This window comes from Rhizobium sp. CB3171 (genome assembly GCF_029714265.1).
Taxonomy (GTDB): Bacteria; Pseudomonadota; Alphaproteobacteria; order Rhizobiales; family Rhizobiaceae; genus Rhizobium.
Map to the genome: position 1 here is coordinate 161139 of NZ_CP121656.1, position 25163 is coordinate 186301.

Annotated in this window: 27 protein-coding genes; 17 read left to right on the top strand and 10 right to left on the bottom strand. The window is 58.0% G+C overall.

Annotated features, from left to right (window positions below; genetic code table 11):
* Window positions 1-10 precede the first annotated feature (10 nt).
* Both QA648_RS36200 and QA648_RS36205 read right to left on the bottom strand, forming a co-directional pair.
* On the bottom strand, window positions 11-370 hold the full coding sequence (locus tag QA648_RS36200; RefSeq protein WP_283054979.1) for a hypothetical protein: 360 nt from the start codon (window positions 368-370) through the stop codon (window positions 11-13).
* Between the two features lie 48 nt (window positions 371-418).
* A complete protein-coding gene (locus QA648_RS36205) occupies window positions 419-889 on the bottom strand; it encodes a hypothetical protein (protein WP_283054980.1) in 471 nt (156 codons plus the stop codon).
* An 83-nt stretch (window positions 890-972) separates the two neighbouring features.
* Here QA648_RS36205 and QA648_RS36210 point away from each other — a divergent pair, with 83 nt between their 5' ends.
* Genes QA648_RS36210 through QA648_RS36270 form a run of 13 tightly spaced genes read left to right on the top strand, consistent with a single transcriptional unit; the run spans window position 973 to window position 13738 of the window.
* The gene (locus tag QA648_RS36210) at window positions 973-1671 is read left to right on the top strand and encodes a lytic transglycosylase domain-containing protein (RefSeq protein WP_283054981.1); all 699 of its coding nucleotides are present in this window, start codon (window positions 973-975) and stop codon (window positions 1669-1671) included.
* A gap of 17 nt (window positions 1672-1688) precedes the next feature.
* Complete coding sequence (locus QA648_RS36215; protein ID WP_283054982.1) at window positions 1689-2042, top strand: TrbC/VirB2 family protein; 354 nt, start codon at window positions 1689-1691, stop codon at window positions 2040-2042.
* Window positions 2042-2338, top strand: a complete 297-nt coding sequence (locus QA648_RS36220; RefSeq protein ID WP_283054983.1) for a VirB3 family type IV secretion system protein — start codon at window positions 2042-2044, stop codon at window positions 2336-2338. Before QA648_RS36215 ends, QA648_RS36220 begins: the two co-directional genes overlap by 1 nt.
* Before the next feature lie 11 nt (window positions 2339-2349).
* The gene (locus tag QA648_RS36225; RefSeq protein WP_283054984.1) at window positions 2350-4794 is read left to right on the top strand and encodes a VirB4 family type IV secretion/conjugal transfer ATPase; all 2445 of its coding nucleotides are present in this window, start codon (window positions 2350-2352) and stop codon (window positions 4792-4794) included.
* Complete coding sequence (locus QA648_RS36230) at window positions 4791-5435, top strand: hypothetical protein (protein ID WP_283054985.1); 645 nt, start codon at window positions 4791-4793, stop codon at window positions 5433-5435. Before QA648_RS36225 ends, QA648_RS36230 begins: the two co-directional genes overlap by 4 nt.
* A 14-nt stretch (window positions 5436-5449) precedes the next feature.
* The gene (locus tag QA648_RS36235; protein ID WP_283054986.1) at window positions 5450-6190 is read left to right on the top strand and encodes a type IV secretion system protein; all 741 of its coding nucleotides are present in this window, start codon (window positions 5450-5452) and stop codon (window positions 6188-6190) included.
* Between the two features lie 8 nt (window positions 6191-6198).
* Complete coding sequence (locus QA648_RS36240; protein WP_283054987.1) at window positions 6199-6399, top strand: hypothetical protein; 201 nt, start codon at window positions 6199-6201, stop codon at window positions 6397-6399.
* 14 nt (window positions 6400-6413) lie between these two features.
* Window positions 6414-7460, top strand: coding sequence for a type IV secretion system protein (locus tag QA648_RS36245; RefSeq protein ID WP_283054988.1), 1047 nt, complete (start codon window positions 6414-6416; stop codon window positions 7458-7460).
* 20 nt (window positions 7461-7480) lie between these two features.
* Complete coding sequence (locus QA648_RS36250; RefSeq protein ID WP_283054989.1) at window positions 7481-8212, top strand: type IV secretion system protein; 732 nt, start codon at window positions 7481-7483, stop codon at window positions 8210-8212.
* A complete protein-coding gene (locus tag QA648_RS36255; protein WP_283054990.1) occupies window positions 8209-9015 on the top strand; it encodes a TrbG/VirB9 family P-type conjugative transfer protein in 807 nt (268 codons plus the stop codon). The genes QA648_RS36250 and QA648_RS36255 overlap by 4 nt, the downstream gene beginning before the upstream one ends.
* Complete coding sequence (gene virB10 / locus QA648_RS36260; protein WP_283054991.1) at window positions 9005-10285, top strand: type IV secretion system protein VirB10; 1281 nt, start codon at window positions 9005-9007, stop codon at window positions 10283-10285. Before QA648_RS36255 ends, virB10 begins: the two co-directional genes overlap by 11 nt.
* Window positions 10272-11327, top strand: coding sequence for a P-type DNA transfer ATPase VirB11 (virB11, locus tag QA648_RS36265; protein ID WP_283054992.1), 1056 nt, complete (start codon window positions 10272-10274; stop codon window positions 11325-11327). Before virB10 ends, virB11 begins: the two co-directional genes overlap by 14 nt.
* On the top strand, window positions 11324-13738 hold the full coding sequence (locus QA648_RS36270; RefSeq protein ID WP_283054993.1) for a type IV secretory system conjugative DNA transfer family protein: 2415 nt from the start codon (window positions 11324-11326) through the stop codon (window positions 13736-13738). The genes virB11 and QA648_RS36270 overlap by 4 nt, the downstream gene beginning before the upstream one ends.
* A 205-nt stretch (window positions 13739-13943) precedes the next feature.
* Here QA648_RS36270 and QA648_RS36275 read toward each other — a convergent pair whose 3' ends face one another.
* Both QA648_RS36275 and QA648_RS36280 read right to left on the bottom strand, forming a co-directional pair.
* On the bottom strand, window positions 13944-14324 hold the full coding sequence (locus tag QA648_RS36275) for a DUF5615 family PIN-like protein (protein ID WP_283054994.1): 381 nt from the start codon (window positions 14322-14324) through the stop codon (window positions 13944-13946).
* Window positions 14321-14947 (bottom strand): DUF433 domain-containing protein, encoded by a 627-nt coding sequence (locus QA648_RS36280; protein WP_283054995.1) that lies wholly within the window; start codon window positions 14945-14947, stop codon window positions 14321-14323. The genes QA648_RS36275 and QA648_RS36280 overlap by 4 nt, the downstream gene beginning before the upstream one ends.
* 331 nt (window positions 14948-15278) lie before the next feature.
* On the opposite strand from QA648_RS36280, the gene QA648_RS36285 reads away from it, so the two are divergent.
* Window positions 15279-15911, top strand: coding sequence for a hypothetical protein (locus QA648_RS36285; protein ID WP_283054996.1), 633 nt, complete (start codon window positions 15279-15281; stop codon window positions 15909-15911).
* Between the two features lie 104 nt (window positions 15912-16015).
* Here the strand turns inward: QA648_RS36285 and QA648_RS36290 are convergent, their stop codons facing one another.
* Window positions 16016-17017 (bottom strand): S1/P1 nuclease, encoded by a 1002-nt coding sequence (locus tag QA648_RS36290; protein ID WP_283054997.1) that lies wholly within the window; start codon window positions 17015-17017, stop codon window positions 16016-16018.
* Window positions 17018-17603: 586 nt separating this feature from the next.
* Here QA648_RS36290 and repC point away from each other — a divergent pair.
* On the top strand, window positions 17604-18905 hold the full coding sequence (repC, locus tag QA648_RS36295; protein WP_283054998.1) for a plasmid replication protein RepC: 1302 nt from the start codon (window positions 17604-17606) through the stop codon (window positions 18903-18905).
* Between the two features lie 265 nt (window positions 18906-19170).
* On the opposite strand, the gene QA648_RS36300 is transcribed toward repC, so the two are convergent.
* The 3 genes from QA648_RS36300 to QA648_RS36310 form a co-directional block, all read right to left on the bottom strand.
* A complete protein-coding gene (locus QA648_RS36300; protein ID WP_283054999.1) occupies window positions 19171-19461 on the bottom strand; it encodes a hypothetical protein in 291 nt (96 codons plus the stop codon).
* 1006 nt (window positions 19462-20467) lie between these two features.
* Entirely contained in the window at window positions 20468-20971 is a 504-nt protein-coding gene (locus QA648_RS36305) for a hypothetical protein (protein WP_283055000.1), read from the bottom strand.
* 296 nt (window positions 20972-21267) lie between these two features.
* Window positions 21268-21612 carry an integration host factor subunit alpha gene (locus tag QA648_RS36310; RefSeq protein ID WP_283055001.1) on the bottom strand — a complete coding sequence of 115 codons (345 nt, stop codon included), beginning with the start codon at window positions 21610-21612 and terminating at the stop codon, window positions 21268-21270.
* Window positions 21613-22118: 506 nt separating this feature from the next.
* On the opposite strand from QA648_RS36310, the gene QA648_RS36315 reads away from it, so the two are divergent.
* On the top strand, window positions 22119-22883 hold the full coding sequence (locus tag QA648_RS36315) for a polysaccharide deacetylase family protein (protein WP_283055002.1): 765 nt from the start codon (window positions 22119-22121) through the stop codon (window positions 22881-22883).
* A gap of 304 nt (window positions 22884-23187) precedes the next feature.
* Here QA648_RS36315 and QA648_RS36320 read toward each other — a convergent pair whose 3' ends face one another.
* Window positions 23188-23394, bottom strand: a complete 207-nt coding sequence (locus tag QA648_RS36320; protein ID WP_283055003.1) for a hypothetical protein — start codon at window positions 23392-23394, stop codon at window positions 23188-23190.
* Between the two features lie 472 nt (window positions 23395-23866).
* Between QA648_RS36320 and QA648_RS36325 the strand changes: the two genes are divergently transcribed.
* Window positions 23867-24025 (top strand): hypothetical protein, encoded by a 159-nt coding sequence (locus QA648_RS36325; protein WP_283055004.1) that lies wholly within the window; start codon window positions 23867-23869, stop codon window positions 24023-24025.
* 75 nt (window positions 24026-24100) lie between these two features.
* Here QA648_RS36325 and QA648_RS36330 read toward each other — a convergent pair whose 3' ends face one another.
* Entirely contained in the window at window positions 24101-24352 is a 252-nt protein-coding gene (locus QA648_RS36330; protein ID WP_283055005.1) for a hypothetical protein, read from the bottom strand.
* Window positions 24353-25163: the final 811 nt, after the last annotated feature.

Consider the following 25163-nt stretch of genomic DNA (forward strand, 5'->3'; position numbering starts at 1 on the left):
CCCGTGGAAGTCAATGAGAGAGACGGCGGCGGAGCGCGGTAAGGAATCCAGTGATGAGGCGTCCGAGACGGATGGGCTGCGTCAGCAAGCCGCGCAGAAGTCGGTAGGCGGCGCGAACAACGAGACCGGCGAATTTGAAGAGGTAGATCGCCACGGCGCAGCAAAACCCGATCAGCACCGCGTTGAACAGCAGGTAAAGCGCCAGCACGAGCACGGTATAGGCGAGATTGTCCAGGGGATGGGCGTAGACGTGCCGCGCCTCCGCCGTAACCCAAACTCCGCCGATCGTGGCAATGCCGGCGACCACGATGATCGCGATGACGATCTCGGTGGGGCCAAGCCGCTGAATGAACCAGATCTGCTTGCGCATGTCCCTTACCCTTCTTCAACCTCTGCGGCTCATGCCGATGCAGGCGTCTCACGGAATGAGATCAAACCAGGCGCGCGTCGTCGCCCCGCCCTGTTGCCTGATGTCGAAATAATACGGCTTTTCCCTCCGCGTCCGCGGCTTGCGATCGAGCTCGATGCGCTCGCCACGCTCGGTCGTATACTTGGAGCAGTAGCTCTCCGAATTGCCGCCGTGGCCGGACTGGTCCTCCGCTTCCGAATAGCCGGCCGGGCAATCTTCAAAGGCGTCGTAGCCAGGCGCGCCAGTGCCGGCGCCCGTGCATATCGGCCAGGAAAAGCCGGGCAACGCCATGGCGGCGATCAGCTTTTCCATTGGTGGCACGCAATAGGGAATGCCGTGCCAGCTGGGTGTCTGAGCGGCCACACACAACACGATCTGACAACCCCAATCCGCATCCGCGGCTTGCGCCAGCGCATGTCCGCAAATCCATCCGGCGATCGCGGAGGAGGCAACTAAGCCGCATCTGGTGACGACAGACATAGGCATTCCTTTTCTTTTTGCGAAGTCACTTGCGCATGGCTCATGATTTTATATATATGCACAATATAAACCGGAATCGCCAGATGTCCAGAGCTCGCCAACACATTGCTTTCCTGCTTGCTAGCCTCGTTTGCCCTTCGATCGCGCTCGCAGATGACATTAAGCCGATTGCGGCGCCTAGTGCCGTCTTCCGCGGCTGCCGGGACGGCGTTGTGGAGCCGGACACTGTCAAGCAGATGATCGTCAAAGAGGCGACACGGCAAGGCATTGACAGCCGGCTGGCGCTCGCGATCGCCGAACAGGAGTCCGGCTTCGGCAGCCGCGTCAATTCACCGGCCGGCGCGCGTGGGGTCATGCAGTTGATGCCGGCAACCGCTGTTCGTTACGATGTTTCCGACATTTGCGACGCGGCGGGCAATATCCGTGGCGGCGTCAGTTACCTGAAGGATCTGACCGCGATGTTCGGCGGCAATATCATGCTTGTGGTTGCCGCCTATAATGCCGGAGAGTCCCGCGTGGTTGCGGCGCGTGGCGTGCCTTCGATCGGCGAAACGGTGTCCTACACTGCGCTCGTTACCAATGCCTATTACGGCTTCGACAATGTGCTGAGTGGCGGCAGGCGAGCAGGGCAGATCACTCGGCCCGACGCTTTGGCTCGTTCGTCCGGCGTCGATTTGCTGGCGGCAACGCCACCGTCAGACAAACCCATTCCGATCAACAAAACAAAGGCTGAGGCTGACGGTCGCGACTGGATTGGCGGCTCGGTTCTCTACGTGCAATAGGCAACAAGGAGAATGGTATGAAGACGAAACTTATTGATTTGGCTCGCTCGGCAATTCCCCAAAGGCTGATCAACACCAATCTACTCGCACTCGCGGGAATTGCGGCCGCAACTGCCCTTGGCAATGCCGATCTGGCGTATGCCGCCGGCGATATCTTTCAGCCGATCAATTCGGTCTTCACCACGCTGCTCAACTTTATGACCGGAACCTTCGCCACGACATCGGCGACGATCGCCTGTGCGGCCGTCGGTTATATGGCGCTGACCAGCCGGATTCCCTGGAGCTGGTGTTTTTCGATCATCGTCGGCATCGCCTTCATCTTCGGCGGCGCCCAACTCGTCCAGTCCGTGTCGTCCGGATTGGGTGGCTGATGAGCGGGACCCAGGCAAAGGCAGAGGTGGCGCCCCTCGTTCTTGGTCTCACGCGGCCGCGGATGTTCTGGGGCGTGCCGATCGGTCTTTTTGTCGGGGAAATGATGATTGTCGTGATGACCTTCCTCAACACCAAGAACCTCGCCATGTTCCTGCTGTTCCTTCCTCTGCATGCGCTTTCCTACATCATCACCGTGCGCGATCCCCACCTGCCGAATGTCGTTCGGGTCAGGATCGCCAAATGCCCCTCTACGAAGAACCGTCACTTCTGGGGCGGCAATTCCTATCAACCCTGACGGAGTTTTCCATGCAAAGGGCGGTTCGCAGGGATCTTCGATTTGGCGCCGAGATCGGCCGGGAAAAGCCGATTGCGGCCCATATTCCCTATCTCAGACATGTCGATGAGGAGACCTTGCGGACCAAGGACGGCATGCTGCTGTCGGTGATCAAGATCGACGGCTTCTGCCATCAGACGGCCGACCAGGAGATCATCGATGTCGAGGCAACCGCCCGTAATACGCTGATCCGGGCGCTGGCCGACAGCCGCTTTGCCGTCAACTCCCATATTATCCGCCGGCGCATCCCGCCTGAGATCGGCGGCGCGTTCGACATTTCCTTCTGCCGGGACCTCGATGAGCGTTACAGTTCGAGCCTCACCGACAGCCGCATGTACACCAACGAGCTCTACCTGACGGTCATCCGGAGGGGGTTTCAGGGGAAGGTCGGTCTTGCCGATGCTCTGCTGTCGCGTTTCCGCAAGGCAGCCGGCGTCTCCGAGCAGGCGCTCGATCGTGAGGCGCGTCAGGAGCTGCGCCAGCATCTCGCCAATATCGTCAAGGGAATGGAAGGCTACGGCGCCAGGATCCTGAAGGCGGTGGTTCGCGATCACAGCGTGGCGTCCGAGTTGCTTGAGTTTCTGGCCATGCTGTTGAATGGCGGTCAGCGGCTTAACATGCTGTTGCCCCGCATGCCGCTCGACGAATATCTGCCGACCCGGCGCATCACCTTCGGGCGGCGCCTGCTGGAAATGCGCGGCGGCAGCGATAGCGAGACCCGCTTCGGCGCCATGTTGTCGATCCGCGAATACCCACCTTACACAGCGGCCGGCATGATCGACGGCCTCTTGAAGGTCTCCGGGGAGTTCATCGTCTCGCAAAGTTTTTCCCTGGCTGACCGCGCGCCGGTCTTGTCAGAGATGGATCGCATCGAGCGACAAATCAGCGTGTCGGACGAGCGCGGCACGAGCCTCGAAAGCGCAATCTCGATTGCCAGGGACGAGTTGGTCAATGGCCGGGCTGTGATGGGATATCACCATCTTTCCGTCATGGCGCTCGGCAACTCCATCAAGGAAACTGAGACCAGCGCCCAGGCGATCACCAAGGAACTGCAGCACGCCGGCATGGTGGTGGTGCGCGAGGACCTGAATGCCGAACCGGCCTTCTTCGCCCAGCTGCCCGGAAACTTTGCCTATATAGCCCGGCGGGCGCTGATCTCGTCGCGGAATTTCTGCGGGCTGGCTTCCTTTCATAATTTTGCGCTCGGCAAGCCCAGTGGCAATCATTGGGGACCGGCAATCTCCCTGCTGCAGACCACGTCGATGACGCCGTATTTCTTCAATTTCCATAAGGGCGAGGTCGGCAATTTTATTGTCACCGGCCCAACGGGCTCCGGCAAGACTGTGGCGCTACTGTTTCTGCTGGCGCAGGCGATGCGCGTCAGGCCGCAGCCGCGTTTTGCCTTCTTCGACAAGGACCGCGGCGGCGAGATTTTTATCCGTGCCTGCGGTGGCCAATATGAAGTGCTGCAGCCGGGTATTCCGACCGGCTTCAATCCGCTGCAGCTCGAAGACAGCCCCGACAACAGGTCTTTTGTCTATGCGCTGCTGAGCTACATCGTGCGCCCGAGGGACGAGGCCGAAAAGCTTGGACCCGAACAAGAAAAGATCCTGGCCCGTGCTGTCGAGCAAATTTTTAACGTGCCGGTTCGCGAGCGCCTGTTCTCCGATGTCGTCCATCTGTTGCGCGGCGGCGAGGTTGCCGGCCGTGACGATCTCGCCTCGCGTTTTGAGGCCTGGTGCGACACGCGCGGTTGGCTGTTCGACAATCCTGTAGATCTCTGGGATGCCGATCGCGGCATTTTTGGCTTCGATCTGACCGCGGTGCTCGACGATCCGGAAATCCGAACGACGGTGCTCGGCTATATCTTTTTCCGCACCGGCCAGATGCTCGACGGCGAGAGGCCAATGATGCTGTTCGTCGACGAGGGCTGGAAAGTGGTCGGCGACGACAAGGCCGGCGCCTTCATCAACGATCAGCTCAAAACCATCCGCAAGAAAAACGGCATTGTCGGCATCGGCACGCAGTCGCCTCGCGATATCACGACGTCGCCGATTGCGCACACGCTGCTCGAGCAGAGCCCGACGACGATCTTCTTTCCCAATCCCAAGGCCGACCGGGAAAGTTATGTGACGGGATTTGGTCTTTCGGAGGTCGAGTTCGAATGGGTCAAATCCACGTCGTCGACCAGCCGCCTGTTCCTGGTCAAACATGACCATGACAGCGTCATTGCTCGGCTCGATCTGTCAGCCCTGCCCGAGTTCATCAAGGTCTTGTCCGGCCGCGCCGAAACCGTCGCGGAATGTGAGCGGCTGCGTCGGACATATGGCGATGCTCCGGAACATTGGCTGCCGTATTTCTGCGGCTGGGCGCAAGAGCCATCTGGCGCTTTCGAGCCGATGGGAGGTGCGCCATGAACACAGGTCCGCTCAACCATCTCATTTGCTTCCTCTTCTTGACGATTGCCACCCCGCCCTCACCTGCTCTGGCGCAGGTGCCGGTCAATGATGCGGCGCGGACCACTCGAGAGACGAATACCGCCGTCTGTATGCAGCGGGCACGAACCTTCAAACAATCATCCGTGAGCCCCTCACGCAGTGTGACAAACAGCGTGACAACGAAGAATGACCTTGCCGGCATGCAGCAGGTCAGCGGCGCCGGCGTCTCCGGATCGCCACTCTCCGGAACCACGATTGGCAATAGTGACCTGTCGATCCTTCTGGCCTTCGGCCAAGGCGTGCAGGCACTGAAGACGAAAAATCTCGGCCAGGCGGTGAGCGGGATGGCGGCGGTCGCATCCGCCGTCACCGCAAATACTGCGACGCTGAAGGCTCAGGCAACCACGATCGGCACGGCAAATTCGCTGCAAGGCGCCTTCGACCAGAACACCGCGGCGCGGCTGTCCGGCGCTCAGGTCTGGAACCAGGCCGTCCAGGCGACGACCACCACCATTCAGATGCGTAACCAGCGCCTGATCGATCAGGCGGCGGCAGAAAGTGCTGCGTCGAAAGTCATGACCTACGATCCGAGTGCGGTCTCTTTTGTCGGCAACCAATGAGCAGGAGGCTTCAAATGACGAAGACATTGAGAATTTCGAGGAAGACCGCCTTGGTCGCCGCCGCGGCGCTGCTTCCTTGCCGCGTGGTTTTCGCCCAGGTGCCGGTGATCGACAATGCGACGCTGGAGCAGGCCACGAAGACGGCCTCGAACACCGCCGAGATCATGTCGTCGAACAGCGACATCCTGCAGACAGTGAAAAAGACGCTTGCCGCCGTCACCGGCAATCGCTCGACAAGCGAGATCGCAAACGCCGCTCTCGGATCCGGCTTTTCGATCGGCAATGCGCCGGACTTCTCCACATTGCTGAGCGGTCAGATGTCCTGGGGTAATCTAGGCGCTTACGGCAATACCGCCGCAACGATCTTGAATGGGCTCAATCTTGTCAAGACGCTCTCCGGTGAGATCGACAGCGCGAGTTTGACCCGCGGCGACAAGGCCTATCAGAGCCTGGTCAACACGGCGACGGCGCTGACGGCGTCCATTGCCGGAACGCAAAGCGGCGCGCAGCAGCGCGCCACCGCCTTCCAGGCCGTGCAGGGACAAATCGGCACGGCCACCGACATCAAGGGCTCGATCGACCAGAACTCGCAAGTTCAGACGCAGACGGCGCAAACGGTCAACGAGCTCGTCGGTGCGGTCAATGCCGGCAATGCGGCCCTGAACGCCGAACAGATGCGGCAGTTGGCGGCAGAAGCGGCGACCGCGCAATTCATGACTTATGACGCCGGCAAGCTGTCGTTCGTCGGGCAATGAAAGGGCGGATGATGCAGGCGGTTCGTACACTCTCCCTGGCATTGATTGTCGCCGCCTTTGCGGCCCTGCCCGGATGCGCAAGTCAGAAGGAGCTGAAGGCGCCGTGCTCGGCCGAAACGAGCATGCTCTTCTCTACGCACGCCTACGCTGGCGGCCTCAGCGATCGCTGTGGGCGGATGGTTCGGCAACAGGCCGTGACGGTGTTTTAAAGCCGAGGAGATCCATGAACCCCTTCGACATCCTGTTTGGCAAGATCGATAGCATGGGCGTCAGCGCTGTTCAGACCATGTATTCGACCCTTGCGAGCTACCTTGGGCCGCTGTTCCTGGCCGGTCTCACGGTCTATGTCGTCTGGTGGGGCTACGAGATGTTGTTCGGCCGCGCGCAGATGACCGCCGGCGCCTTTGTCTGGCGGTTCGGCCGGGCCTTCATCTGCTACACGCTCATCGTCTCCTGGGCCACCTACCAGCCTCTGATCGTTCAGCCTTTGATTTCCGCCCCCGACGGCATGGCGACCATCGTTTGCCAATCGACCGGTGGCAGCAATTGTGGTGGCGACGGCAGCTCCGGCTCGTCCGTCACACAAGGGCTGACTGATATCTGGAATGGCGGTATTGCCGTGGTCAAGGCGATGGTTGACGCCGGCGGCATCACCGCGGTCGGCATGTATATCTTGGCCATCGTCGTGCTCGCCGTCGTCTGTATCCTCTGCGCCATCGCCGTCACTCTGTTGATGATCGGCAAGATGACGATGTTCATCCTGCTGGCGATCGGCCCGATCGTTTTGTGCTGCGCCCTCTTCAATCTGACCTCGCGGGTCGTCGACGGCTGGATCACCAGCCTTGCAGGCTATGCGCTGCTGCCGATCATCGTCTATGTCATTCTCGGTTTCATGCTGACCTTGCTGAAGGGCCGTGTCGACGCGCTGACCGCTGACGCGAGCGCAGCCAATATGACGACCTTGGCGCCGTTTCTGCTGATGTCGATTGTGACAGCTTTCCTCCTCACACATTCGATCTCGATTGCGCTCGCCATCGCCGGCGGCGGCCCCAGGATCGATGCGCTTGGCGCGACCGCCGGCGTAATGGCGGCAAGACTCGGCTGGAGAGCCGGTACTATGACGGCCTTGGGGATTGCGAATTCGTCTCGGGCAGCCGGTCAGGCCGGAGGATCATGGTTCAACAACACCCGTGGCGGTCCCGCGACCATCGGTGACGGGGATCCTGCGGCCGCACAGGTGCGTGCCGCAGCCGCCAATGCGCGCCAATAGCCAGCCATGGAGACTTGAGAATGGCCAAGAGTGAACACGAGGCGGCTGAGGTCAGTGCGCCTACTGGGACAGTTGATCCCCGCTATTACAGCGAGGGCGAGCGCTGGGAGCGTTCCGTCTATCGATCCGTGGCCATGTCTCGCGGCGCCTGGCGGATGGTGGCCGTGTTGCTTGGTATTGCGTTGGCGGGTGCGATCGGGCTGCTGTGGATGCTGGTGCCGCTCAAATCCTTCGATGTCGTCGTGCTTGAGGTCGACAAGACGACCGGTTTTGTCGAAGCCAGCCGGCCGCTGCAGGAGCGTGGCGATCTCACGCAGAACGAAGCGGTGACACGGGCGAACATCGTGCGCTTCATCCGGACGCGCGAAACCTACGACCCCAGGGGACTGCGGGATAATTTCGATCTGGCATCGCTTTATTCGACCGGCAAAGCGGCGGCCGATCTCGCCAATACCTATTCCGGCGCCAATCCGAACAATCCGGTCAAACTTTACGGTCCCAACACGGCTATCACCGTCTTCGTCAAAAGCGTCATCTTCCTGAACGAGAGTACCGCCGCCGTTCGCTTCTCGACGACGCGCTCCGGTTCGGGAGGTCCAACGGTGACCGAGCATTGGGTCGCGAACGTCCGTTTCAAATATACCTCCGAACCGATGCGCAATGACTGGCGCTTCGACAATCCGCTCGGCTTCCAGGTGACTGAATATCGTCGCGACCAGGAAACGGTGACGCCGGCGGAGGATAGCCAGTGAGGATAAAGCCCCGCCTCTTCGCCGGAACGATCGCAGCATGTGTGCTTTCACAGGCGCCGATCGTCCTGGCCGAAGTGCAGCCGCAATCGGTGAGAGCCGACGAACGTATTCGCACCGTGCCGTTTCAGAAGGACAATATCGTCTATCTCGCCGGCATGATGGGCGTGTCGACGATGATCGTCTTTAACGAGGACGAACAGATCGCAACCGTTGCTATGGGCGATAGTCTCGCCTGGCAAGCGGTTCCCGATCAGTCGAAGCGCTTCTTGTTTATCAAACCGCTGCAGCCGGACGCGCAAACAAACATGAACGTCATCACCTCGAAGCGCGTCTATACCTTCTTCCTCAATGGGGCCAAACCCGGCAATACACGGAATGCCGTCGTAAAATTGCGCTTCTCCTATCCGGAGGATTCGCTCGATGCCAACTTGCTGGCGGCTGCACGCCAGAACGCGGCCATGCCGAATGTCAAAGCCGCGTTGGCCAATCCCGGCCGGCTGAACTACGACTATGGCGACAAGGGTGCCGTCGAAAACAGGCCGACCTCGATGTTCGACGACGGCACAAAGACCTTTTTCCAGTTTAGTGGCGAGGTGCCGGCCTTTTTCGCGGTCAAACCCGATGGCAGCGAGTCCCTCGTTAATTATCGCCGCGAGGGCGACTACATCGTCATCGACAAGGTCGCCCGTCAATGGACGCTGCGATCCGGCAAGCTCGCGACCTGCGTCTTCAACATGAAGCCGAACATCACGACCCCGAAGCCGGCTGAATCAAGGCCGCAGGAGATCAGCCATGGTCATTGATTTCGAGGAAGAGGCGCGCATCGTCGAAACCGTTGCCAGACCTCCCGATGGTCGTCGCGGTAAACTTATGCCGATCCTGCTGGCATCGGCCGCGTTGGTGGTTCTCGCTTATGCCGGCTATGTCAGCTTCATCAAACCCAATACGCCGAGGAAGACCGGTGCGAACGAGGAGTTCAAGACGGCGAGCCATGCCGGCAATCTGAGCTTCGATCCGGAGAAACCGGTGCCGGCGCCAACCGACAACAAGCTCGTGCTCGCGCCACCGACACCAACGCCGACGGTGGTGCAGCCGCCATCGATAGAGCAGAAGATCCAGGCGCCGGTCGTGGTCCAGCCCGCCATTGACGAAGACGCCGCACGTCGTGCTGCAGAAGAAGCGGAACGGGCGAAGAAGGAAGAAGAGTTTCGGCAGGCGCGGCTGCGCTCGAATATGATCGTCGTCGACCAAGCGGCCAGAGGTGAGCAATCCGCCGCTGTTGTCGGCGCCTCATCATCGCAAAATGCGGGATCTGCCGTGAGCGCTGATGACGATCCCAATCGCAAGTTCGTGCAGTCGGTGGGTGCGCAAGACGTCGAAACAGTAACCGCCTCGCGTAACGACCGCATCGATGCTCTGATCCCACAAGGCACGTTGATCCGCGGGGTGCTGGAGACAGCAATCCAGTCCGATCTGCCGGGCATGGTGCGGGCCGTGATCTCCAACGATGTCTATTCCTTCGACGGCCGCCGCATCCTGCTGCCGAAAGGAACCATGCTGACGGGCGAATACAAAAGCGGCATGGCGCGTGGGCAAACGCGGGTACTGATCGTCTGGACGCGGGCGCTTCGCAGCGACGGCACATCCGTCGCCCTTGGTTCTTATGGAACCGACGATCTCGGCCGTTCCGGCCTCACCGGCTTCGTCGACAAACACTATCTCGAGCGTTTTGGCGCTGCCGCGGTCTTGAGCCTGGTCGGCGGCGTGTCCTCCTTCGTCGCCGGTTTGACTAGCGACGGATCCAGCAGCTCGTCCTCGTCTTCGACCAGTTCGGATGCTCAAACGCAGGCGCAGCAGACGCTGTCGCAGACCATGGCCGAGATGGCCAATATTGCGCTGAAGGACTCGATCAACATCCCACCGACGATCTATGTCGACCAGGGGACCGAGATCATGGTCTTCGTCCGCAGGGATCTCGACTTTTCCTCGCTTTATCCCGATCCGGTGAAGGAAGCCGTTAATGAACTTCGTCGCGCCCAGATCAGACGTTCGGCCGGCAATGCGGTCAAGTGAAGAGCCGAAGTCTCTGTGGGAGAGCCTGCCGATCTATGTCAGGCAGACGGCCCAACCAATCCGGCGATGGTTGGAGGATCCTGATGTCATCGAGATCATGTGCAATCGTCCCGGGGACATCTGGATCGAAAGTCTCAATAGTCCTCATATGATCCGCTTCGACGTGCCGGCGCTCGACGAAAAGGCGATTACGGCGCTGGCGCAGATGATTGCCGGCACCACTCAGCAAAGCGTCAACGAGGAAACGCCGCTGTTGTCGGCCGCTATGCCGAACGGCGAACGCTTCCAGGCGGTGCTGGCGCCGGTTGCCGCTTCCGGCGGCGCCTTCGCCATCCGTAAGCAAGTCATCCGGGACATGACACTCGACGACTATCTGCAGCTCGGCGGCCTGGACGATGTGACGGTCAGCGGCCCGCGCAACAGCGACGTCGGAGATTTGAGCGCGCTCGACGCCGAGCTGATCTCCCGACTGCACGCCCCTTCCCCGCAAGCCCGTCGCGACTGGTTGCGGTTTGCCGTCGAAAACCGGGTGACCCTATTGATTTCCGGTGGCACGTCGAGCGGCAAGACGACCTTCTTCAACGGTCTCTTGAAAGACGTGCCTGAATGGGAACGGTTGATCTCGATCGAAGACACCCGCGAACTGAAGCCCCCGCAGCCGAACACGCTGGCGCTTGTCGCATCGAAGGGCGGACAGGGGCGCGCACGTACGACGGTCCAGGAGTGCCTAGAGGCCGCTCTTCGCCTCCGTCCGGATCGCATCTTCATGGGCGAAATCCGCGGCGCCGAAGCCTTCTCTTTCCTCCAGGCCGTCAATACCGGGCATCCCGGCTCGATCTCGACTTTGCATGCCGACAACCCGCTCGGTGCCTATGAGCGCCTGGCGATGGCTACCATGCAGGCGGGCCTCGGCCTCACCAAGGCCGAGCTGATGGAATTTGTTCGCTTCGTTGTGCCGGTGGTCATTCAGGTCGCCCGCGATCCGGCGACGATGAAGCGCGGCGTGCGGGAGATCTATTTTTGCAAATGGAGCGGCCGATGAAGTGCTTCGAAAAAGTGGCATTGATCATTGCCGGACCGATCGTCGGCGCCGGTGCTGCCTTCTTGAGCTGGTCCGCAAGCTATGCCGCCGCCTCCTACCTCCTCCTGAAAAGCTCGACCATGTGGAAGAGTTTTGTCGGCGGCGACATGTGGATGCCGGCAAAACAGGCCTGGTATTATTTTGGCAACCCGACAGTCACCAAACTTATCTCAGTGGCTACGATCGCCACCCTCGCCGAAGGCGCCGTCGTTGCGGGGGCACTGACCCTTGCGGTCAAGCGTCCCTGGCAGGTGCGCCCGCCGACCGATGGATCGCGCTTCGCAACCCTCAAGGATCTGAAAAGTGCAGGCCTACTCGACGGCCAGCCTGGCAAATCGATCCTGCTAGGCACCTTCGGCAAGGGCAGCTCCGCCGTCGACGTGCGTTATAGCGGCGACAGCCATTTCTTCGTCAACGGTCCATCGCGCTCCGGCAAGGGCCGCGGCTTCGTGATGCCGAACCTTCTCGAATATGAGGGCTCGGTCATCGTGCTCGACATGAAGCTCGAAAACTACACGCTGACCGGGCCTGCCCGTATCGCCCTGGGGCAGCAATGTTTCGTCTTCGCGCCGGGATCGGCGCAGTCACATCGCTGGAACCCGCTCGACTTCGTGCGGGATTGGCCGGAAAGGTCGACGGACCTGATCAATCTTGCCGCAACCCTGTTGCCGATTGGCGAGAAGGAAGAGGGCTACTGGAAGCAGACCGCACGCGGTCTGCTGGCTGGCGTGCTTGGCTATGTCCTTGAATCGGAGACGATGGAAGGCCGGCGCAATTTGCGTTCGGTGTTGCGGCTGTTTTCGACGGGACGGTCGTTTTCGTCGGTGCTGCAGGATATCATCAAGAACGAGCCCGCGCTCGACCAATTCATCCTTGGCAGTTTTCGCCAGCATCTCGGTCGGGACGAGGAACAGCGGCCCTCGTTCGAGGGGCATGTGACGACGGCGCTCAGCCCCTTCAACAATCTTCTGCTCGCCGAGGCGTGCTCTGAAAGCGATTTCGACATTCGCAATCTGCGCCGAAAACCGTTTTCGTTGTTCATTGCAGCACCTGTCTCGGATTTCGGGACCGTGGAACCGATCATCCGGCTGCTGATCCAGCAGATCCATGATGTGATGTTGCGGTCCCTCCCCTCCGCTAATGAGCCGCATAAAATCCTGATGATGCTCGACGAGTTTTATCAGTTCGAGCGCTTGCCGGAAATCATCAAGCGGGCGCCACTGGTCGCGGGTTATGGGCTGACGATTGCGCTTGTGGCACAAAATATCCCGCAGCTTGACGAACGCTACGGCCAGCAGACGCGCAACGCCCTTCTGGGCAACATGGACATCAAACTCAGTGTCGCGGTCGGCGACGACGCCACCGCGAAGATCGTTTCCGACAATCTCGGCCGGCAATACGCAGAACGTGAAGGTTGGGGGAAACAGGCAGGTCTTCTCTTCGGAAAACAAGCATCGTCGGGGCGGTTTGAGTTGGTGCCGCTGATGGATCCGGGCGCTGTCCAGCGCCTGGGTGATGATAAGACGATGCTGCAGGTGCGCAGCGGTTACGGAGCGGTGCTGAACAAGCTCAATGTCTACACGGACGCCAGGTTCGTCGCCCGCCGGCGAGAGGTGGAATCCTGCAAGAGTGAACTCGTCATTCCTGAGGTCAAACCGCGCCCGGAATGGCCGCTATTCACGCGGCAGCCTCTCGAACTAATGCCGGCGGCGCGGATCGAAGGAAGGCAGACAGAAGACATCGACTATGATCCGATCGTCCTGGAGCACGCGAGAGCAGTTTTCGTGGAGCCTGCCTTGTTCATGCACCGGTATAGCTATGCAATCTCCGCCACCGAAGACCAGCCGATTGCGGATCTGCTGTTTCGGCTGCGCGTGGCGCCAGAGACGATTGCCGACCTCAGAGGGAGCACACGACGATTGTTCGGCGGCAAGGGATTGCGGTCACGAGAACAGGCTTTGGCCGCTGTCTGGTCGCTGCGCAAGGTGATCTCCGAGGCGCGCTGGGCGGTGATCGCGTCGAGCCTCGCCGAAAAGGGAAAGCGGGAGAAATGGAGTTTCGGGCCGTGGGACAGTTCGTCGGCGGTCGCGCGCCAGGAAGCCCCGGCAAGGGTCGATTTGATAGCGGGCATTACGGCGACGCCGATGGATGGCTTTGAACTTTCGGAGGACGAAATGAACCGGCTGGATCTGGAGTTTTCGGTGGCGGAGAATACGGTGGCTGAGGTTGCCGGCTTTGCGATCGATGCGGTTGGCGCCGGACAAGTGAATGATCCGAAGGCTCTCGCGGCTGCACTCGCCAATCTCAAGGCCGCGCTTGATCAATCAATATTGGAACCCGAGGAGAACATTGGATTCGGCTTCTCAGACTGACCAGTTAGACAAAGAGTGGCAGCTTGCCGTTGGCGCAGCGAGTTCGCGTTTATCCAAACGCCTCACCCGGGGGTGCTGCGCGTGGAAAGTGAGGCCCGAAGACAGCAGCGAAAGCTCGAGAAAAGCCTGAGCGCCGGATCGCCAGAGATGCGAATTGTTCTCTTGAGTATCGGAGCAAAAATTGGCAATTTCCCAGCTAAAGCGGCTATGCCTCGGGAAGCGAATAGCGGGTGAGGACAGCACTGTCGTCTCCATCGAGGGTCACTTCGATGACTTCATTGACCATATCTCCGGCCCCTTCCAAATCCTGCAGAATGAGTGCAAACAATCGTCGCTGCATGAAAGGAAGCACCTGCGGGACGATGATCACCAAGCCCGCATGCAGTTCCTCTCTTGCATAAAGTTTCCGGAAGTCGCGGGCATTATTCGTTACGAATGTGAAATCCGCCGCGATGATCCGAGGCATCAGATCCCAGTCGGCTTCGCCGCTCAATCCCAGCCAGTTTACGTGGGAACAATCGTGGCCATAACCTTGGGCCACGGGCACGAGGGACGTGTGAAGGCATTCGTCGATGAGAAATTTCACGAGGTCGAGCCAGTGGGTTTTGGAGTGCGAAGCCGCAGACGCTTCACTGACTTCACTTTCAGGCCCAGTTCCGAAAGCTTTCGGGGCCGTCCCCGGGCAGGGTGGGCGGCTGCCCAGATTTCGGCAAGCGCCACCATGCGCTCGGTGAGCGGAGGATACCCCTCGACGATTTCCTCGGTGCTCGCGCCCTGAAGCTTCATTGCGGCAATAGTCCGCACCGGAACGCGGGTTCCTTTGAAAACCGGTTCGCCACCCACGATGCCTTTTACGCTGTGGATTTTTCGTTCGGCTTCTCGAAGCGCCTCGGCGCGTGCGGCCAACTGCTCTCTTGCCCGGGCGACATCGATGATCAGATACTCGTCTGCTCTCACGGTATCGGCATTGGGGTTCTGGTCGATTGTGTCGAACAGACGTTTGCGGCGTTCGGCAGACAAAATCGATCCGACACCATACCAGAGCTTCAACCGAAGGAGATCCGCATCCGTGAGCGCGCGACCTCCCCCGCTGCCGGTAAGATGAGTTGCGATGATCCGCTTGTCGATGGCATTGTGCACCGACTTGACGGCGATCTCACTGACAGCGGCAGCTTCGGCGGGCGTGTAGGCGTGGGAAGTACTGGCCAAAATCATTCTCCTTATGAAGAATATATAACCCGATTATCGACCGCCGTAAAGCTTTGTCACAGGAGGGTTTCGGGAGTTGCGCGAAAGCACCTGCCGGCCGTTCTGATGGTCCGCGGCTGCAACGGGTTGGAGCGGTGCACCAGCCCGGACGACTTCACTCGCGTTGTGTCTTCTAAATCGTAAGCTCCGGCCCCATGGTTGAATTCGATAATGGGCGATTCGTCTTACGCACCTGCGTTGCTCAAGAGCAGTTGCCTTGCGGCCCGTATGTCTGATCTATAGGGGCGAACGTCGCGACTGTTCGACATTCCAATATACGGCCACGATCAACATGAAATCACGTGAACAATATAACGCTTATCGCCGCGCCTGGTGGGCGAGATCGCTTGGCGAACACCTGACTGAATCTCGCGTTTTTCTGCCGCGGGAAGCACATAACTGGGTTGTTCGGTTCGCTGCCGAAGTCGAGGAAAGAATCCCGTTTGTTCTCGGCAAGCTGGTCGTTGCGCAAATCAAGGACGTTGACCAAAAAGCCGACACCGAATCGCAGGCGCCGGCGTTACATGTCGAACGAGCCGACAAAGAAGACGGTATTGCAACAATCCAGGCAGACAGCCTCCACAAGCTCTTTTACGCCATCTTGGCTTCGCGTTTTCCAGACGACACAGGCTCTGCCCGGCTAAGGCAGGTCGGCTTCCTGGGCGCTGTCGCCGCGGAGATTGCCGCAGGCCGCAAGCCGAGTGCCAGTCTCATTGCAAATTGCACGGACAACCAGGTCTCGCAGATTGCAACACTTGCCAAGACCCTGAACGAGAGAGGCGTGATCGACATTCGTCACGCCCCTTCCGTCAGCAAGGGCAAGGCGGCCAAGATCTTCAGCATTCGCGCTGATGCGGTCAAGGGGATCCATACGGCCCACCTTGAAGCGACAGGCCAGGTAATTGCCGATATCGGCCCCGGTTAATTGCAGGCGCTTTTGCCGCACACGCGTAGCACCGTCGTGCTCTGCCGTATCCACGGAGCGCTCCATATCGGGCATTCTCCGATTACGGCGGAAGCTGCACCGCTCTACGGCCAAACCGCATTCAACAGCTCAGCAAAATGGTGTCCCGCTGCAGCCAACTGCCTTGCCTGGACTCCCGCGATATCATTTTCGTAGGAATTTATCTTTGCATGGATCGGCCAATGATGCTTGCTTGATTCCGGCTCGATCTTGAGCTCCTCCAAATTCTTCTTGGCGATTACGATCGTTTCCGACGCCCATGTAGCAGGCCATTCGTTCAACTGGCCGGTCGTCGGTGCTATGTCCGATGCTGGAATGTTCTTGGCTTTCGTAATCGTGGCGTCAGATACCGTATCCCACAGCGAGTGCAGTTTCTTGGTACCCACGAACATCCAGTTGCCGCCACGCGTGAAACCGGGATCTGAACCTTCCTCCCCAGTCGCAGCGCGCGTTTGGTGGCCGTCCTCCTGAAGATAAATCGCGCCGGCGTGCAGCGGCTGATGCAGGTCGCCAACCAAGTGAGCCAACATCAACAGAGCTTCCCGCTTGTCCATGCTATCGGCAAATGGCCGCGGGGCAGGCTTTCCCTGGAGCACTGCTATGGCGGCATCAATTGCTTGGACGACATCGTGATCGTTGGTGCCCGGTTCACCTAAATTGTAAGTCGGGTCGCTCGCAGAAATATCCACGTCAGCAAAGTGGTATTGATCATGGCAAGGATTAGCGTCACTCCACGGCGAGCAGTTGTCCCAGTTCTTCTCCGCGAATGACACTATCGCTTTCTCGGCATCGGGCTTCCAAAACACAGAGCAGCCCTCACCGTAGTTTGGATCCTCAACATAGTGCAGCGATCCTTTCGAGCCTTTGACGTCCTTGACGCAATCCAGCCATGGCCCTGCCTGCTCCAAGCTCATGCCGATCAGCGACGCTACCATCGCTTTGGCGTGACTATTCAGATTGGCGTCCGCGATGGCGCCGACGGCCTGGTGTCCTTTCGCTCCCCAGGCAAAGCAGGGAGCTGGCGAAAGTAGCATGAAAAAGACGAGCATCGAACTAAGCAGGCGCATGGCAATCCCCTCCTATGATCATGTCGGCTGGCGATCTACGGGTCCTTGTCGAAGAGCAATTGAAACGGCCATTGCCGACAACTGCTTTCCAGCAGCTTGGCGCGAGATGTCTCTTTAAAAGACGCTTTCCGTCGTCTCGATCGAAGCATATTCGTGCAAGCTGAAGTTTTAGCAAGCCCCCGTTCGGGCAGCAATTCGAGATTGCCGAGCAGGCATCGTAGGCCGATAGCGTGACAAACGTGTTGCGGACTGCCTTGCTTGTATTCACCGCATTGTTTGTTATATTGCTAGTTTAGGCGGCGTGTTGGAGCTGCTTGACCGATCGATATGAATATCAACGGCTTACGCCGACGATCGGTCTACCTGTGATTCGACGATTAACGGGAAAGGACAACGCACGGCAAACGAAAACGACCTTAGAAGTTGCCGCTTCCAAGGCCGATCCGTCAAAGCTCAATGCTTGCTAAACGGGGCAATCACCCACACCCAGTGAGCGTGATCTTCCCTATAAATGAGATTGTTGTCAAGCGATGACGCCATTTTGGCGGGCGATTTTCTATTGCCGTGTCCTTGGAAGGGGACGCGAATGAAAAACATGCCAATTTCTGATCGCGCATATGCAAATCGGCGGGTTACCGCCGCCAGCCTCCTGACTGAACGCACCCTCAGAGACTACCGAAACAACCGTCGCAACCAAAGCAGCTCGAGCAATCCATCGCGAACCCAAGCCCTGCAGGTGGCAAAGCGTTATGCGTCGGCGATCGGACTTAAGGCGGCGAAGATCGCGCTCATCGACCAGTTGTTCGCCTTTTCCCAGGCGGTGGACTGGTCCGATGCTGATGTGGGGCCGATCATTTGGCCAACCAACGAATTGCTGGCTCGGCGTTTGGGAATAAAGGTCTCGACCTTGAAACATCACCTTGCCGGATTGGTCGAGGCGGGCCTGATTTGTTATTCCGATCACCCGACATACCAACGCAGCGGTCGCCGCGACAATGACGGTCGTATTATCGATGCGCACGGCATCAATCTGTCGCCGATCGCCGCCCGGTATTGCGAATTGCTCGAACTGGTCGACGCAGCTGAGTTCGAAGCGCGTCAATACAAACGCCTTTGCAATCGGCGCACCGTCTTGAAAAGGCAGGTCGCGGCGACGATTGAAGCCGCAAGGCTGGTGTTGGGATCTCTTAGCGAACCGTGGAATTCGCTGCTCGCTCGGCTGGATCGACTGCTCGAGCGGCACCCGCAAAATTCGGACGAGCTCGCTGACATTGTCGCTGCGCTGGAAGTGTTGCACACCGAGGCAACCGAACTGTTGGGCGGCCTTTATGCAGACCAGGAATCCGCCACCGCGGTGGCGAAAATTCGGCCCCTACAAACTACAGCCGAATCTCCACTTTCTGAAAGTTGTAATGACAAGCGGAACTGCGCTGGCGCGCAATACATTGGTGAGTCCGGCGCCGGTGCCGCAATGGCTTTTGAGGAAAAGCCTTCGGATGTCCCCGGGCAAATCAAGGGGAAAACCAAGTCTGCGGAGCCGGACGATGACCTTGTCAATGTTTCATTGCCGTTGCTACGATCGGCATTTGTCCATCTGTCGGAAATGGTGCCCGAGGTGTTCGAGCATTGGACCGCATTTCGCTCGTCCGGCGGACTTTTCTGCCGGCTGTGCTACATCAACCCCCAAGTCTATCAGGAGGCCGTGAAGGTGCTTGGGCAGGATCTGGCGATCGTCGCCCTGGCATTGACCGCTGAGCGCAGCGCCAACGGCTCGGTCGCCAATCCTGGCGGCTATCTACGAGAACTTGTCAATCGGAGCCGCCAGGGGTCCTTGCGACTAAGTCGCTCACTCTTTTCGATGGCAGCATCGGCGCGGCAGTCACATTAAGGGACGGTTGCTCTCATGCTATGGATGAAGGACATCATGTGCGGTGTTTAGCAAATGACGAAAGAGTTCATCTCGGGTGACCCACCGCCGTTGGCGCTGCAACGACCGATGGGCCCCTCACCGCCAGCCTTGAACTCCCTTTGCAAGCCAAGATGTTGAGCGATCCCGACAAATCCGTTCGGTTTTTTGATTGCTGCGCGCCGCGAGTTAACGCGCCCGTTGGCCGTGACCGAGTTCGCCGAAACCGGCACATTATCGACTCATGTCAGTTCTTTTCCTCTGTTCGCCAGAGGCGGAGGACGACCTCATAGCCAAAGGTGGTCAATAGCTCTTCAGGTTCATCGTTGCTGTTGTCTGCAACGTCGATACAATCCTTTTCCCGAACCTCCCCTGAAATCTGATAGGCCTGATCAAAGCATTGCACAGTCCATTCTGCAAACGATGGATAGCCTTGATGCCTTGCAAACTGGTCGAGGGCAAAACCCCGCGCGCTGTTTTTGCTCAACCCCCTGTGAGGGACACTTACGACAATTACGCTGATTGCATCCATAGCCATATTCATTTTCCTAGGGCCATTCCAATTCATAAACGTCATGGCTAAATCAAAAATCGATTTGGTGCTTATGCACGTTAGAGCACCGGATTGAGGTGCCGATCTCGAGTAGTTAATCTCCATCGTTTCCTGTCGATTGTGACGAACGGTCGCCGTTTTGGATAAGGATCAACCCAGATGGGATGCGGGCCGCCGAAGAGGCAACCGTACCAAGGCCACCACCTAAGGAAACTATTGCCAGTTCGAAGCCAATTGCCTCGACCGCTTGAGACATTTTGACAATAGGAGGATCACGGCAATACGCGAGAAGTCCAACGGCGCCAATCTGCGCTTGTTCAAACGGCAGCCGTTGCTGGATATGATGGTGGCATCGCCGATATTGTGCACGGCGAGCCCGACGGCCCCTCATATTGCGTAGCTGTCGGCGCGATTGCGGTCTAGCTCCCCGAAACCTTTGCGAGCGCCGTGGAACATGTTCGGCAGGGCAGCGTCTGGCTCGGCAAAAATGTCTATTGGGCCGGATTCGGATCGGCCGACGACGCGGCAGGCTTAAGTCTGCGATGACTGCACGACAGCTCATTCCACAATCGATGCCGATCAGATAATTCATGGAGCCTCGCCTGTTATTGACGCGCATTTTAGATGGAGAACCGGCATTGCTCCCCACACAGCTCCGGCAGTATGTACGTGCGTCGCACAAACCTAAGGGCATGTCAATCGATTTAAATGATCGGGTGCTGAGACCATGATGTTCGAAAAATGCAAATCACGCTCTCTGCCACTGCGTTGCATTGGGCGTGCCGGTGATCGCAGACAAGCCGCGGGGACATCATGGTTCCGGCTGTGAAGAGAAGGACGTGGAAGTATCAGCCTCGCTGCACAAGGCTGATCTTATCGGCACTGTACCGAGCGCGGGCGACAAGAACGATCCCACGACGGCTCTATGGGTAATACGCAGGTAACGGCGGCTTTTCCCGTCATCTCTCAGATTTAGTTTTTCTCTATTGGATCAAGCCACGTCGATCGTCTCGATGATCTCGTAGTGGTGGACGATGGCGCCTACCCCGTCATTGAGCAATGCCAAAATCGCCGATTCCGTCATGGGAACCGTTTCGATTTTTTCGAGGCAAATGGCTGTGGACCCCGGTTCATCGTCTTCCGCAATCTCGGCGCGCATCGTTAGCAAATCGCGCCTGGCCGATTCCACGTCTTCGAAAAACTGATCGGGCCGGTCGCGATCGTCCCAACGTCCTTCACCTAGATGGGCGGTGGTGGTGTAAGTGTAGAGCGTAAGAATGGGAGCCATCTGCATATCAGCATCTCCTGCACGAATAATTTTGTGACCGCGTCGGAGGGTAGGCATATTGCTGGCCGGGGCAATACGGTGAATCCACAGTAGTCTGGTCGGTTGCGGCTGGGGGAAATAACTCTGCAACAGGCTTTGAACCGCCTTCAGCAGCAGATAACGAACAAGCGAATGCCAATCGGTTACCGCACGCTCTCGTGCTACCAACCACGAGTTCTTCTATCAGTCAGACTAGCGACGCCGCGGACTGGCACGAATACGCAATGATCTGCGACCTCGTCATCGTGCCGCCCACTGGTTCAGAAATCTGCGAAACAGATGTTGCCCTCGATACACGTCGGCGACCAACATGGGGAAACTCAACGCCGTTCCCTTTGAGGGCACATTCGCTCACTAGCGTGCGGTGAGCTTGTCCCACGCATGGACATTTTGCCACCCGGTGGGCAGGAATGCGCAAGGCGTCTTTCGCCTAGCCGAATTTGCAATTCTGCGCCGTCAATATGTTAGCGCGTAGGATCGACCGGTCGCGTTCTGCTTCTGGTCTTTCGCTGGAGATGAGCGTTCTGTATCCGCGCCCGCAGGGTGGCTGATGCCGTGAAGGATATGACACGCCGCGGCAAGATCTGGTGTTCTTCTCCCGTAGCCGGGTTGCGACCAAGGCGTCCGCTCTTATTGCGCACGTTAAACGCCGCGAAAGATGAAAGTCTCACATCTTCCCCTCGTGTCAGAGCCTTACAAATTTCTTCGAGAATAGAGTTGACGAGATTCGCGGACTCCGTACCTGAGAGACCGATCTTCCGGAAGATTGAATGCGCAAGATCCGCCCTTGTTATCGTCTTGATCGTCATAAGCCCTCATTTGCAGTTCGGTAGAAATTAGATCCGATTGCTAACATTTCCAGTCGGGCTAAGTGAAGTGATCACATTGGAATTGAATGACATCCGCCGAGATTGTCGCCAACTGATGGTGCGAAGGACCCTTTTGCCTTGCGGTGCCACACCCGTACCCGCTGATCAATTGCGATCCCTTTTGCAGGCTGCTTTCGCAGCAAGATGCATTCCGAGAGATCGTCGTCAACGGGGGAAGATGGCTTCCACTCTCCCGGCAATGGCAACGAGCTGTCTCTGCCATTGTTCGGTCCACCGCGCGTTCGCCGGTCACCTGTGGGCGAAAGCTCGGTCCCCTGCCCTCTCTCCTTCTACCAAAGCGCGGTAGTTGTTCGACTTTCGCCCATGTTCGGATCCCATCGCCAGCGCCCCGCCGGCAAACCTTGGTCAAAGACGTGACTGGAAGACCGGTGTATTCTCCCGAACGATTCGGTACTATTGGGCGGCAACCGTTAGGGAGCGTCGTGGTGCGATTGGTCATATTTTGTGCGGCAGTTATAGTAGCATTCAGTTTTTGCGTGCCCGACACTTGGCCAGCCAGCCGAAAAATCTACCTCACATTCGATGACGGTCCGCTGCCCGGCAGTGAAAATGTCCTGCACGTGCTATTCGAAGAAAACGTGCCTGCAACCATGTTCATGGTTGGCGTTCACGTTGAGACCAAAGAGGATGGCCGATCTGTTCTGGCCGCGGTTCGCTCCCTCGAGAACGTGGCTGTCGGCAATCATAGCTATAGCCACGCGAATAACCGATACCGCGTCTTCTACTCGGATAGCCAGGCTGTAATTGCGGATCTCGCCAAAGCCAATGAAGTTCTCGGCTTAGCCATGCTCGCCGCAACACGTCTTCCCGGCAGAAACGTCTTCCGATTGAAAACAGTGTCGTCCGAGGACTTGTCGCTGGACGTCCGTGAGTGGGGTAAGGAGTGGATTAACTTCGAGTTGATCAGAGAAGCCGGCTTCGACCTGTATGGCTGGGATCACGAATGGGTGCATAATAACGACGGTAAGCCCATCCAGTCGGTTGAAACCCTGGTCAGGGAAATCGATTCCTTATTTGCGTACAACCGCTTTGTAAAGCCGGGCAAAATGATCCTCTTAATGCACGACGCGATGTTCCAGGACAAGTTCAACGGACAGGAAAACCTCCGCGCCCTGATAAGAAAGCTCAAGCAGCGCGGTTATCAGTTCTCCTCTCTACGAGATTATGAAAGCACCAGTTTACAGGATTGAGCGAGCCCTGCCGTAAGTGACCTCAGGCCTTCCGTCGGGTGGATTCTCAGAAATCACATGTCCCTTGCGAGCTTCATGGAAATTGTCGTTAAAGCGCTTCAGCGTGGCTTCCTTGCCATCGATGAAGATCGGGTCACCTTCGTCTGCGTGAATTGTAGTTCGCCCCGGACATGTCGCATTGACAATGGTACATCTGCCCTGGCTGGCGTCCTTTCGGCGCCTAATGCAGCAATCACTGCGGCGGACGAATAATCACTGCGGATCCCCAACGCCGTTTCTGTGGCTAGTTCTCAGATGCGGTTACTCAATAACTCGTGGTTTGTGCAGTGACGTAAACCTTAAGAGGTGCGCAAGACACGCGCATCTTGGTCGCGCCTTCTGGCGGCCCGAATTTGGAAAGCTGGAAGCGCGAGAAATCGCAACTATCCATATCCGGCAGCTCCAGATACTCGGTCTTTTGCCCTGCACTCGTGGTAAGGATCATGATCAGAACTGCCTTCATGACAAACATTCGGCTTCCCTCGCAAACGGACCGTTCAGATCAAAGCTTGGTCCACCAGAAAAAAGCAAGTCCGTAAGTTCCACCTGAGGCCGCGCGGTGACCTGCCTCAAGAACCGGTGAGGGCCAATCTTCAACGCGTATGCAGGTGTGGCGAGGCCTTTGACCAACGCGGCGAAACCGCCGGCAGAGATATCTTTGGATTGCACACCGGCCTTCCGCGACAAACCCCTATCACGTACCTGCCTTCATTCTCTGCTCTCTCTTCCAGACTCGGAAAAGCGCAGACAAACCTTCCAAAGGTAGTCCGCGCGTTATGCCATGCGGAAAGGCACGAGGACATCCCGTGAGCGCTCTATTGGCACAACCGGACGCCCATCTCAAAATCCGCTGCGGTATTTTTGGCTTCTCTCTTCGGACAAATGAACGCATTCTCCGCAGGCTTATTCACTTTGTCGTATAGGAAGGCTCCAAGTCCCTGGCGATGGAACAACTTGAGCGCGCTCGACAAATCAGCGAAGCCTTGTTGCCTGATCGTGCCAATATCGGCTTCGAGAATGATGTCGTGATTGGCTACAACGGCAAATCCAGAGCAATGGATTGTCGCGCCATTGCTGGGTGGAGAGGCGAAGACCAGGGGTGAGGGGAGCGGCCTGGAGTGGATGACCCTTCGGGTATAACCCCACTCCGCCGCGACAATCCCTGCCCAAAAAGCACCCTATCTCACATCGGGCTTACCTGAGGACAAGAGTCCGCCGATCGCTACGACGACAATAAGGACGCCCGCTTGTATCAGGATCCATAGCTCCGGTCCGTAGACAACACACCACAATGCTGTCGCGCAAAAAATCAGCACACTGATGATCAAGCAGGTCACTTTGACGGAAAGACGTTTTCCTCTCTGCGACAACGGCATGTAAAGTGCGAAGGCGATTCCGCCCAAAGCAAACAGCAAAAAAAGCAGTTCCATAAAGATCGGTTCCTAGCTGTCTTACAATGAGATAGCATTTATCAGCACCTCCCCGCAAAAACAAAGCCTCATGTTTTTTGGAGGCACTTAACCATCAACCAGGCTGAAGCGCCATTCGCTAGTATGGCCGGTTCCATGGCTGACGGGAGGCATCAGCCACGCAAGTCTCTGTTCGATATTTGACCCTTGCGAGGATAACCGCAAACGCCTGCCCATCCACATGGCTCTCGATTCCTTGTCAACTAGCCGCTGTGAATTGCCAGATAGCATTGCCTGCATAAGCGGTTTTCGCCCCCGCGCAGTAAACGGATCAGCTCTTTTGTCCTTCAATCTGTTCAGGTGACGCACTCGAACGCGTTCATGTCGTCGCGTTCCTCACAAATATGGGCATTAGGACGGGTCAAGATGCCGAGGATTGCCCGTTTGATGGAGGACCGGGCGACGTCGAAAGCGGCGAGCTTCCAGAGGCAGCCGAGTGAGTCTGCAGCCGGCCTTCAACCCTCACCGAACTTGCCACTCACCAGCCGCAAATGGGACTAGGTAATAGCACGCGGCGGTCAAAATGCGCGCCAGCGGCCCCTCCCTGTTTCAGGAAATCCATGGAACTCCCCTCAAGGCTATCCATCGAGCTGTTTGAAAGGTGCCGAGGGCTCGCCCCCAAGGGGGCAATCTTTACAACTGTAAAGTATGGACGTCCGGTGCGGAGTAGTTAACTTCTCCTTAACGAAAAACCCCTTGAAGAATCGGAGCCTCTCTGGCATCCCTGACGGAAATGGTCGCGCAAAGTGACGATAACCGTCAAGAGGATTGA

Excerpts from the sequence above, each read along its gene's own strand:
- QA648_RS36285 (WP_283054996.1), top strand. The coding sequence starts at position 15,279 with ATGAAATCACGTGAACAATATAACGCTTATCGCCGCGCCTGGTGGGCG.
- QA648_RS36270 (WP_283054993.1), top strand. The coding sequence starts at position 11,324 with ATGAAGTGCTTCGAAAAAGTGGCATTGATCATTGCCGGACCGATCGTC.
- repC (WP_283054998.1), top strand. The coding sequence starts at position 17,604 with ATGAAAAACATGCCAATTTCTGATCGCGCATATGCAAATCGGCGGGTT.
- QA648_RS36210 (WP_283054981.1), top strand. The coding sequence starts at position 973 with ATGTCCAGAGCTCGCCAACACATTGCTTTCCTGCTTGCTAGCCTCGTT.
- QA648_RS36320 (WP_283055003.1), bottom strand. The coding sequence starts at position 23,394 with ATGTTTGTCATGAAGGCAGTTCTGATCATGATCCTTACCACGAGTGCA.
- QA648_RS36205 (WP_283054980.1), bottom strand. The coding sequence starts at position 889 with ATGTCTGTCGTCACCAGATGCGGCTTAGTTGCCTCCTCCGCGATCGCC.
- QA648_RS36220 (WP_283054983.1), top strand. The coding sequence starts at position 2,042 with ATGAGCGGGACCCAGGCAAAGGCAGAGGTGGCGCCCCTCGTTCTTGGT.
- QA648_RS36235 (WP_283054986.1), top strand. The coding sequence starts at position 5,450 with ATGACGAAGACATTGAGAATTTCGAGGAAGACCGCCTTGGTCGCCGCC.
- QA648_RS36300 (WP_283054999.1), bottom strand. The coding sequence starts at position 19,461 with ATGGCTATGGATGCAATCAGCGTAATTGTCGTAAGTGTCCCTCACAGG.
- QA648_RS36310 (WP_283055001.1), bottom strand. The coding sequence starts at position 21,612 with ATGACGATCAAGACGATAACAAGGGCGGATCTTGCGCATTCAATCTTC.
- QA648_RS36245 (WP_283054988.1), top strand. The coding sequence starts at position 6,414 with ATGAACCCCTTCGACATCCTGTTTGGCAAGATCGATAGCATGGGCGTC.
- QA648_RS36215 (WP_283054982.1), top strand. The coding sequence starts at position 1,689 with ATGAAGACGAAACTTATTGATTTGGCTCGCTCGGCAATTCCCCAAAGG.
- QA648_RS36325 (WP_283055004.1), top strand. The coding sequence starts at position 23,867 with ATGGAACAACTTGAGCGCGCTCGACAAATCAGCGAAGCCTTGTTGCCT.
- QA648_RS36250 (WP_283054989.1), top strand. The coding sequence starts at position 7,481 with ATGGCCAAGAGTGAACACGAGGCGGCTGAGGTCAGTGCGCCTACTGGG.
- QA648_RS36200 (WP_283054979.1), bottom strand. The coding sequence starts at position 370 with ATGCGCAAGCAGATCTGGTTCATTCAGCGGCTTGGCCCCACCGAGATC.
- QA648_RS36225 (WP_283054984.1), top strand. The coding sequence starts at position 2,350 with ATGCAAAGGGCGGTTCGCAGGGATCTTCGATTTGGCGCCGAGATCGGC.
- QA648_RS36240 (WP_283054987.1), top strand. The coding sequence starts at position 6,199 with ATGATGCAGGCGGTTCGTACACTCTCCCTGGCATTGATTGTCGCCGCC.
- virB10 (WP_283054991.1), top strand. The coding sequence starts at position 9,005 with ATGGTCATTGATTTCGAGGAAGAGGCGCGCATCGTCGAAACCGTTGCC.
- virB11 (WP_283054992.1), top strand. The coding sequence starts at position 10,272 with ATGCGGTCAAGTGAAGAGCCGAAGTCTCTGTGGGAGAGCCTGCCGATC.
- QA648_RS36290 (WP_283054997.1), bottom strand. The coding sequence starts at position 17,017 with ATGCGCCTGCTTAGTTCGATGCTCGTCTTTTTCATGCTACTTTCGCCA.
- QA648_RS36230 (WP_283054985.1), top strand. The coding sequence starts at position 4,791 with ATGAACACAGGTCCGCTCAACCATCTCATTTGCTTCCTCTTCTTGACG.
- QA648_RS36330 (WP_283055005.1), bottom strand. The coding sequence starts at position 24,352 with ATGGAACTGCTTTTTTTGCTGTTTGCTTTGGGCGGAATCGCCTTCGCA.